The organism is Rhizobium sp. P1_E1, assembly GCF_056406015.1.
The window spans coordinates 1-8,798 of sequence record NZ_JBFUAY010000184.1; the positions used below are offsets into that span (position 1 = coordinate 1).

At 58.2% G+C, this 8,798-nt stretch carries 9 protein-coding genes and 2 pseudogenes; 2 read left to right on the forward strand and 9 right to left on the reverse strand.

From position 1 onward, the window contains the following. The 7 genes and pseudogenes from AC1D1Z_RS30490 to AC1D1Z_RS30520 all read right to left on the reverse strand — a co-directional run. A pseudogene (locus AC1D1Z_RS30490) lies at positions 1 to 361 on the reverse strand (MurR/RpiR family transcriptional regulator); the annotation flags it as partial. Between the two features lie 15 nt (positions 362 to 376). Next, on the reverse strand, positions 377 to 1,423 hold the full coding sequence (locus AC1D1Z_RS30495) for a C45 family autoproteolytic acyltransferase/hydolase (protein WP_018245565.1): 1,047 nt from the start codon (positions 1,421 to 1,423) through the stop codon (positions 377 to 379). Beyond that, a complete protein-coding gene (gene glnQ, locus AC1D1Z_RS30500; RefSeq protein ID WP_026188685.1) occupies positions 1,413 to 2,141 on the reverse strand; it encodes a glutamine ABC transporter ATP-binding protein GlnQ in 729 nt (242 codons plus the stop codon). Before glnQ ends, AC1D1Z_RS30495 begins: the two co-directional genes overlap by 11 nt. Next, a complete protein-coding gene (gene glnP / locus AC1D1Z_RS30505; protein WP_018444690.1) occupies positions 2,138 to 2,794 on the reverse strand; it encodes a glutamine ABC transporter permease GlnP in 657 nt (218 codons plus the stop codon). The genes glnQ and glnP overlap by 4 nt, the downstream gene beginning before the upstream one ends. 65 nt (positions 2,795 to 2,859) lie before the next feature. Next, complete coding sequence (glnH, locus tag AC1D1Z_RS30510) at positions 2,860 to 3,609, reverse strand: glutamine ABC transporter substrate-binding protein GlnH (RefSeq protein WP_018245566.1); 750 nt, start codon at positions 3,607 to 3,609, stop codon at positions 2,860 to 2,862. Positions 3,610 to 4,133: 524 nt separating this feature from the next. Then, complete coding sequence (locus AC1D1Z_RS30515; protein ID WP_018245567.1) at positions 4,134 to 5,465, reverse strand: aspartate aminotransferase family protein; 1,332 nt, start codon at positions 5,463 to 5,465, stop codon at positions 4,134 to 4,136. Continuing rightward, positions 5,462 to 6,352, reverse strand: coding sequence for a MurR/RpiR family transcriptional regulator (locus AC1D1Z_RS30520; protein WP_018245568.1), 891 nt, complete (start codon positions 6,350 to 6,352; stop codon positions 5,462 to 5,464). The genes AC1D1Z_RS30515 and AC1D1Z_RS30520 overlap by 4 nt, the downstream gene beginning before the upstream one ends. A gap of 91 nt (positions 6,353 to 6,443) precedes the next feature. Between AC1D1Z_RS30520 and AC1D1Z_RS30525 the strand changes: the two genes are divergently transcribed. Together AC1D1Z_RS30525 and AC1D1Z_RS30530 are read left to right on the forward strand one after the other, a co-directional pair. Next, positions 6,444 to 7,286, forward strand: coding sequence for a beta-keto acid cleavage family enzyme (locus AC1D1Z_RS30525; protein WP_032981329.1), 843 nt, complete (start codon positions 6,444 to 6,446; stop codon positions 7,284 to 7,286). 265 nt (positions 7,287 to 7,551) lie between these two features. Continuing rightward, on the forward strand, positions 7,552 to 7,941 hold the full coding sequence (locus AC1D1Z_RS30530; RefSeq protein ID WP_477852604.1) for a RidA family protein: 390 nt from the start codon (positions 7,552 to 7,554) through the stop codon (positions 7,939 to 7,941). Positions 7,942 to 8,063: 122 nt separating this feature from the next. Here the strand turns inward: AC1D1Z_RS30530 and AC1D1Z_RS30535 are convergent, their stop codons facing one another. Both AC1D1Z_RS30535 and AC1D1Z_RS30540 read right to left on the reverse strand, forming a co-directional pair. After that, positions 8,064 to 8,645: an NAD(P)H-dependent oxidoreductase gene (locus tag AC1D1Z_RS30535; protein ID WP_018245571.1), complete on the reverse strand. Its 582-nt coding sequence runs from the start codon at positions 8,643 to 8,645 to the stop codon at positions 8,064 to 8,066. Then, a pseudogene (locus AC1D1Z_RS30540) lies at positions 8,642 to 8,798 on the reverse strand (FAD-binding protein); the annotation flags it as partial. The gene AC1D1Z_RS30535 and the pseudogene AC1D1Z_RS30540, both read right to left, overlap by 4 nt.

Consider the following 8,798-nt stretch of genomic DNA (forward strand, 5'->3'; position numbering starts at 1 on the left):
GCTCCTCCTCGCTGTCTTCCTTCGTGGAAAGAAGACGCCCCGCCTGCCGGCTATAGAAGTACCGATCGTCAGCGGAAAACGCCTGGCGGAAAACACTTTGCAAATCGCTGAACCCGGTAAAGCCGAGCTTCTGCGAAAGTCGCGTCAGGGTCGAAGGGTTCACCCCGAGGGTGTCGGCCAGTTCGGAAATGGTTCGAACCGCGGTCTGTTCCGGTGTGTCCACCAGCTTCGCCAACACGTCGAGAGCCTTGTTGCCGAGAGAGATGTTGGCGTTCTCACGGTTGATGCTCACCGTGAGGTTTCGGAGTTCCTCGATTGTCGCCGGTTTTGCAAATCCAGTCGCTCCATCCGTCAAAACCATGCGTCTGCCTCGATGTCACATTGTCGCGATCTTCAGGCCGGTATTTTCGAAACGTGCCGCCGATCCCGCGCTATCATAAACAGCCCAGTCGACGCTGTCCCTGCCGATTTTGAATACGGCGGTCGCAAGGGTGTTCTCGTTATCAGGATCGTCCGGCTGGACGCGGTAGATCGGAAGAATGCGATGTTCTTGATCCCATAGGACAGACAATGGTGCCGGCGGTTCGTCGTTTGCATCGAGAATATCCTGACCACGTTCCTGCCGTGAGCCGGACGACCCCGTTATGATTTGCGGCTCGAATGCCATCTCCACGTGGACAAGATGATTTGCATGGACGGCTGGGCTTGCGATTTCCGCGATCGAGCAGTTCGCATGCGTGAACTCGACGCTGACCAAGCGGGACTGCCCTGCCTGCGCCAGCGTGAAGTGGAACGCGCCGGAGCGCGGTGCCTCAGACAGTAAAGTCAGTGCGGCGTCGATCGTCGCGCAGTCGAGAACGGCGCGGCTCAGCACCATCCGCGGCAATCCATCTCCGGCAAGCGTTGAGCGGATGTTGTTCACGGTAAGCACGAGACCGCTACCATTGATCGCAAATGTATGGCCGGGTATCGATCCCGGATAGACGAATGCCGTGAATGGCTGACCCTGGTTCGGGGTGATGGTCGCCAGCGCGCATCGCGACCGCAGCCCCGGATCGCCGTCTTCGTTATGGGCTATGACCGGGAATGAACCCGGTATCTGGACCGTGGTGCAGCCATCCGGCGCCATCGCCCAGACGTCGCCCCGGCAGTTCCACGCAAAGACTTCGTCGAAGGGCAGCTCCATTCCGTCCGCCAGGCCTGAGAGTTCCTGCAGATACTGCGGATAACGCTCCTCGACCACTGACCTCGCCGCACGTATGCGGTCGTCGTGCCTGAGCGCCATGACCGTCGCCCATGCATAGGTCTTGACGAGGTGTCCGTGAACGAGGGACGCGCCATGACGACCGAGACCCCGTCCGATATCGTAGTGGCTTCCCGAAAGGGTCAGGCTGGCAAGGCGATAGTCTGTGTCAATGGACATGCTGCAGGAACTCGCGGAGGCGTGGATTTTCGGGGCTGTCGAGGAGAACGGCCGGATCGCCGTCAACGGCGATGTTGCCGTTCTCCATGAAGATCAGCCGGGTTCCGACCTTGCGGGCGAAACCGATTTCATGCGTCACCACGATCATCGTCATGCCCTCTTCGGCCAACGACTGCATGACGCGCAACACCTCATGACGCAGTTCCGGATCAAGCGCCGAAGTCGGTTCGTCAAACAACATCAGCTTCGGTTTGACCGCCAGGGCGCGAGCGATGGCGACACGTTGCTGCTGGCCTCCAGACAACTCCGACGGATAGTGATGGCCGCGGTCCGCTAGCCCGACCTTTGCAAGCAGCGCCGTCGCCTGTTCGGTTGCGTCCGCCTTGCTCAGGTTGCGGACCCTGCGGGGTCCAAACGCAACATTCTCGAGCGCAGTCATCTGCGGGAACAGATTGAACTGCTGAAACACCATCCCAGCCTCCTGCCGGATCAGCCGGACCTTGGAACGGCTTTCCCGTACGCTGATTCCATCAACGATCAGATCGCCGCCGTTGATCTCCTCAAGCGCGTTGATGCAACGCAGCAGGGTGGACTTTCCGGATCCGGACGGGCCGATCAACACGACGACCTCACCTTCGTCAATCTTGAGATCGACGTCCTTCAAGACCGAAATCGGCCCAAAGTTCTTGGTGACATTTTTGAATTCGACGAGGCTCACAGGATTCGCATCCTTTTCTCGGTTACACGCAGGATGAGGGTCAGCGTTCCGGTCATGATCAGATAGAACACGGCAACGGCTGACCAGATTTCGACGGCGCGGAAGTTCGCCGCCATGATTTCCTGGCCCTGGCGGGTCAGTTCGCCCACACCGATGACGATGAACAGCGACGTGTCCTTCAAACTGACGATGAATTGATTTCCGAGCGCCGGGATCATGCGCCGGAAGGCTAGCGGTCCTATGACGTAGAACAGCACCTTCCAGAGCGGAAGACCCAGCGCGAGCCCGGCTTCCTTCAGTCCTTTGTGGATGGACAGAAACGATCCCCGGACGATTTCGGCGATATAGGCCCCGGCATTGACGACGATCGCGGTGATCGCCGCGGTGATCGGATTGATCCTGATATCGGCGACCAGCGGAAGCGCAAAATAGATGAACATGACCTGCACGACGATCGGGGTGCCACGGATGAGTTCGACATATATGAAAGCGATCACGTTCAGGACGACATTGCCATAGGCGCGCATCAGGCCGGCAACGATACCGATGATAAGGCCACCGACAAGCCCGGCTAGCGCGATCATGACCGTCAGCTGCGCGCCCTTGAACAGTTCCGGCAGCGCCTGCCAGACAACCGACCATTCGAATTCCATAGAAATCATCTCCATGCGAGGAAGGAGCGCCGGCCGAGCCGGCGCTGATAATCTCGTATTGGAGATCAGCTCTTGGGCGGCTCGGTACCGAACCACTTCTTGTAGATGGTGGTATAGGTGCCATCGGCCTTCAGCTTGGCCAGCGAGGCGTTGACCTTTGCGACAAGTTCGCTGCCCTTGGGGAACGCCATGCCGTACTGCTGTGCCATCATCTGGGCACCGACGGTCTTCACTTTACCCTGGCCATTGGTCTTGATGTAATAGAGCACGTTCGGCGTGTCGTGCATCGCGGCGTCGGCGCGGCCTGTTGCAACTTCGAGATAGGCGTTGTCGCTGTTCGGAAACAGGCGCAGTTCTGAATCCTTGAAGTTCTCCTTGGCGTAATCGGTGGCGGAAGTTCCCGTCTTCACGGCAAGCGTCTTGCCCTTGAGATCTTCCGGTCCCTTGATAGCGCTGTCCGTCGGAACCATCAGCAGGAAGCCGCTGTCATAGTAGCCGTCGGAGAAATCGATGACCTTCTTGCGTTCGTCCTTGATCGTGATGCCGGCGAGACCGACATCGACCTGTTTCGTCTGAAGGGCGGGAATGATGCCGTTGAAGTCCATCGGCTGCAGTGTGTAGGTGACGCCAATGTCCTTAGCGACAGCATCCCAGAGGTCGATGTCGAAGCCGACATACTTGTCGCCTTCCTTGAACTCGAACGGTACGAATGCCGTATCGGTGGCAACGACCAGATCGGCGGCGCGTGCCGGCAGTGAGAACGCGATTGTCGCTGCAACAGCGGCTCCAAGTAGGTATCCAAATCTCAGTTTCATGTGAGTTCCCCTTTTTTGGGCAAATGCATTCGGCGTTTGCCTTTGATCGACGTACGCAAATATAGACTGCATTATTAATGCTGTCGCATTCAAAATTTGCACTGCCGTGTCGAGAGGGTGTGAGGAATGACCAAAAGCAAGGCGCCGCTTGCCAACAACGGAAACATCCGATCCCCGACGCCCAAAGACGGTCACGGCGGTAGATCTCTGAGATTCCAAGCGGTTAGCATGTGCAGGAAATCTTGAAGTAAAAAACACGGCCTTCCGGGCGCGCACATAAAATGGCCAAGACGATCAAAAATGATCCAGATAGATCATATATTTTATTCACGAAACGAATGGATCACAAATTATTACAATGTCGCTTAACCCGGGCCATGGGCGCAAATGCTGGTCTGAAACGCCTCGCAAAACCGTTTCGAGCGCACGACAGAAAAAGCCGGCCTCTGTCGAGGTCGGCTTCGGTCAAGAATGCAGGAAAAGCTGATCGCTTGTTTATGCGATTGCCAAGCCATCCGGGAGGACTACGCCAGGCCGGCAACCGCCATATCGATCGCGTCGCCGAGACGCTCAACGATCGTGTCGATATCCCGGTCCGTGACGATAAAGGGCGGTGCCAACAGAACGTGATCGCCCGTTTTCCCGTCGATCGTGCCGCCCATCGGATAAACCATCAGGCCTCGGGCCATCGCTTCCCTTTTAATGCGAACGTTCAGTTTTGCCGATGGATCGAACGGCGTTTTGGTGGACCGATCCCTGACAAGTTCAACGCCTCGGAACAATCCTCGTCCGCGGATGTCGCCGACATGGTTGTGGTTGCCGAGACGTTCGATCAGTCGGGTTTCAAGGTGATCTCCCATGGCGACCACATTGGCCAGAAGGTTTTCGTTGCGGATGACGTTTTGAACGGCGAGGCCGGCGGCGGCAGCCATCGGGTGGCCCATATAGGTGTGACCATGCTGGAAGAAACCGGACCCATTGGCGAAGGCGTCGAAGATCCTGCCCGAAAGAAGCACGGCTCCAACAGGTTGATAACCGCCGCCCAATCCCTTGGCGATAGTCATGAGATCGGGGACGACACCATCCTGTTCGCAGGCGTGAAGCGTGCCCGTCCGGCCCATCCCGCACATGACCTCGTCGAGGATAAGCAGGACGCCATACCTGTCGCAGATCGCACGAATCTTCTCGAGATAATCGGCAACCGGTGGCACTGCGCCAGACGTGGCGCCCACGACGGTCTCCGCCACGAAAGCGATGACCTGATCTTCGCCAAGTTCGAGAATCTTGTCCTCAAGCTGCTGAGCGGACCGCGCGGCGAAGGCTTCATCGGCTTCGCCTTCTTGCCGCAGCCGATAGGCGTAGCAGGGATCGATATGGTGTGTTTCGATCAGAAGAGGCCGAAACTGCGAACGCCGCCACTCGTTGCCTCCCGTCGCAAGCGCTCCCAGCGTGTTTCCGTGATAGCTCTGACGACGGGCGATGATGTGCCGGCGCCGCGGTTCGCCCATCTCGACAAAATACTGGCGTGCCATCTTCAACGCTGCCTCGACCGCTTCCGAGCCACCGCTGACGAGATAGACATGATCAAGGCCCTGCGGCGCGTCTTCGACCAACCGGTCAGCGAGCCGCTCGGCGACGTCGGTCGTGAAAAAACCGGTGTGCGCATAGGCCATAGTGTCGAGCTGTTCGTGCAATGCGGCAAGGACTGCGGGATGCGCATGGCCGAGGCACGAGACGGCCGCTCCTCCCGACGCATCGATATAACCTTTTCCATCGGCATCGAAAATTTCGATACCTTGGCCGCGCACCGCGACGGGAAGTTTCGAATGGATCGCACGATGCAGAATATGGGTCATGACCGTTTTTTCGGGTTCCGTGGTTTGAGATGAGTTTTGAACGAAGCAAACAGTTCGTCGGACCGTCTGAGCGCTTCGACCGCGTTCTCGCCTGCGTTTCCGGCGATGAGAGTGCCAAGGACTTCGGCAACGGCGAAGGCCGGCGACATCGTATGGAAGAAGGACGCACTATCGGTAGCGACGAGCACGGCGACGGTAGCGAACTGGGCGAGAGGCGCTACTTCGCTGTCGGTCACGGCAACGACAGGAACGCCCTTTTGGTGGGCGTATTCGGCGATTTCGATGGTCGCGCGGGTATAGGGCAGAACGCTGGCAACGAGGAGCACGTCATCGATGCGCGCGTTCCCGATGGCGTCCGCGCCGGTTCCGCCCAGACCGTCCAGCATGACGGACTTCTCGCCGATCAGCGACATCATGTAATGCAACTGCCATGTGACTGAATGGCTCGACCGAAGTCCCAGGCAGTAGACCCGTCTTGCCGCAGCCAGCAGCGTGGCCGCTTCAACGATCCGGTTCAAGGATTGTGGCTCCGCCAACTGGGCGACCTGGGTGCTGATCGAGGCGAGCATGTCTGCGGCGAGCGCATGGTCGCCCTTGAGCTTCTGGCTGGCGACCTGAGCCCCGGCCTTTCCGGCAAAACCGGGCTCCTTGCCACGCACCGCCTCGGCATACATCGCACGGATCGCGTCGTATCCGTCGAGGCCGAGATGTTTTGCCAGGCGGGTCATGGTCGCAGGCTGGACACCGGCATGCTTCGATTGCTCCCGCATGGAAAGGAGGGCGACATCGCGGGGATGGTCCAGGATGTAGCGCGAAGCCGTCTGCAATTGCGCGGACATGCTGTCAAACGTGTCAATGATGGCTTGGCGAAGAGGTGCTTGATCCATGTCTGACTTATAATCCCCTTGCAGGCAATTGCAACATATGTTTCACAAAAGTATACTATGATCCGTATGGATCAAGGCGAGGAGCGCTTTCATGAGTATTGAGACTGGTTTGAAGTCCGTCGCAATAGCGGTTGCTCCGAACGGAGGCCGCAAGACCAAGCTGGAACATCCGAACCTTCCTTTGACAGCAACGGAGCTTGCCGAGACCGCCGTTCGATGCAAAGAGGCGGGCGCCGCGATGATTCATGTCCACGTTCGCAAGAATGATGGCAGCCATCTTCTCGATGCGGACGCATACCGGAAGGCGATGTCGGCTATCCGGTCACGCGTCGGTGATGACCTCGTCGTGCAGATCACCAGTGAGGCACTCGGAGTTTATACGCCGGCCGAGCAGATCGCAGTCGTCAAGGAGACATGCCCGGAAGCGGTGTCACTCGCGCTACGGGAACTTGTCCCGGACACCTCGTTCGAAGCTGCCTTCGCCGATCTCCTGGCCTGGATGGCGCGGGAGGGTGTACTCCCCCAGATCATACTCTACGATCCCTCCGAGGCTGTAGTGCTTGCGGACATGCAGACGCGCGGCCTCATACCCTGGCGCACCATTTCCGTGCTCTTTGTGCTTGGGCGATACACGGCAGAACAGACATCGCAGCCGACCGATCTCCTGCCATTTCTGGCGACCGGCATTCCACGTTTCGAGCATTGGAGTGTTTGTGCATTCGGCCGTCATGAAGCAGCCTGCGTTTCAGCGGGCGCGCTGTTTGGAGGAAATGTGCGGGTGGGTTTTGAGAACAATACCCGGCTTCCCAATGGAGCGGCTGCATCCGGCAACGAAGATCTTGTCATCGCTGTGTCTCAGACAGTTCAGAGCTTAAATTACAAACTGGAAAGCGGCGTCGATCTCAGGCAGCGATTGATTAAACTAGCAAGTTAGCCAATGCGCCGGCGGTTCCAGCATTTGCAGAAAAGGCTACGGCAGGAATGGCGGATTGCTCACAAAGCGGTGGCATCGGATCGAAAGCCTGGCAGGTCACCCTTTCTCCTATGGCGTACCGCTGAATTACGGGGTCTGCGTTTCGTATCCCATCAAGGCGATCGTCCTGCCTCTTGTCGCAAGACATTATGGGCGGCAGCGATATTCTCATATCCCGCTGCATCTTGTAGGGTCGGCATCTGCAGACCTACGGGAAAGTTCAGCGATGAAGAAGACCTTCAATCCGGCGTCGGTACGCCGGCCTTTTGGAAATTACAATCACGGCCTGCTCGTGCCGCCCGGCGCATCGCTCCTGGTCACGTCGGGCCAGCTTGGTATCGGTCTCGATGATGCTGTTCCGAGCGACATCACTGCTCAGGCGGAACTCTGCTTCGAGGCGATCAAGGCGATTCTGCAGGAGGCAGAGATGAGTTTTGCCGATGTGATCCGCATTTCGGGCTTCGTCACCCGCCGTGAGGATTTCCCGGCCTATATGGCTGTCCGGGATCGCTATACGCTCGATCCGAAGCCGGTTTCCACCTTGCTCGTCATCGGCGGTTTTACGCGCCCTGAGTTCCTCGTCGAGGTCGAGGTGACGGCCRCGAAAATCTTGTAGAGTATTTCCGTTTTTTCTTCGAAGCACCGAGATGCTCTACCTCTTTGTTTTCACGCAATTCCCGGCAAGAGCGCTTCGCGCTTTGCCTGGCAAAACCGCGGCACACTTTTGCTCGAATTGCTCTAGAATCGCTCCATCGCGTCTCCGACGCGGGTGAGGAATTTTGCCCGCGTCTCTGGCGTGCAATTGTTCATATCGTAATGGGCGAGGAACGTCACCGGCCTCACCGGATTGATCTGCGCCCTCAGCACGCGCTTGACGATTTTCTTCGGCGGGTTGCCGGCGGCGAAGGCGCGGAAGGGCGTTGCCCCGTAAGTCAGGACGGCTGCGAGCTTGCGGATGTGGCGCAGCCGCGATTCTACCTTGCCGTTGACCAATTGGAAGGAAACACCCGGTAGCCACACACGGTCGAAATATCCCTTCAGGATAGCCGGAAAGCCGAAGTTCCAGATCGGGGTGCAGATCACCAGCCCCTCGGCCGCTTTGAGCCGGTCGACATGGGGCGCCACCAGCTTCAGATTTTCTGGATAGTCGTGATAGACGAGCCGGTCGTGGCGCGAGAGCACCGGATCGAACTGCTCTTCATAGAGGTCGCAGGCGTCCACCATATGCCCGGCCTTCTCAAGGCTCTCGACGGTCTGCCGGTAAAGCGCCTTGCCGTAACTTTCCTCGACCGGGTGAGAGTGGAGGACGAGAACCCTCATGAAGCCTCCATCAGGGCCGCCAGGCCGGGGAAGAGATAGTTCTTGCCGGCGTTGAAATCGAAATCAGGATTTTCCCACGCAATCATCTTGCCGGGATTGAGCAGGCCCTTCGGATCGGTTTCCTGCTTGAAGGCAAGCTGAACAGCGTCGGTG

Coding starts and splice junctions, on each gene's coding strand:
- AC1D1Z_RS30495 (WP_018245565.1), bottom strand. CDS start 1,423: ATGTCCATTGACACAGACTATCGCCTTGCCAGCCTGACCCTTTCGGGA.
- AC1D1Z_RS30520 (WP_018245568.1), bottom strand. CDS start 6,352: ATGGATCAAGCACCTCTTCGCCAAGCCATCATTGACACGTTTGACAGC.
- AC1D1Z_RS30525 (WP_032981329.1), top strand. CDS start 6,444: ATGAGTATTGAGACTGGTTTGAAGTCCGTCGCAATAGCGGTTGCTCCG.
- glnH (WP_018245566.1), bottom strand. CDS start 3,609: ATGAAACTGAGATTTGGATACCTACTTGGAGCCGCTGTTGCAGCGACA.
- glnP (WP_018444690.1), bottom strand. CDS start 2,794: ATGGAATTCGAATGGTCGGTTGTCTGGCAGGCGCTGCCGGAACTGTTC.
- AC1D1Z_RS30515 (WP_018245567.1), bottom strand. CDS start 5,465: ATGACCCATATTCTGCATCGTGCGATCCATTCGAAACTTCCCGTCGCG.
- AC1D1Z_RS30535 (WP_018245571.1), bottom strand. CDS start 8,645: ATGAGGGTTCTCGTCCTCCACTCTCACCCGGTCGAGGAAAGTTACGGC.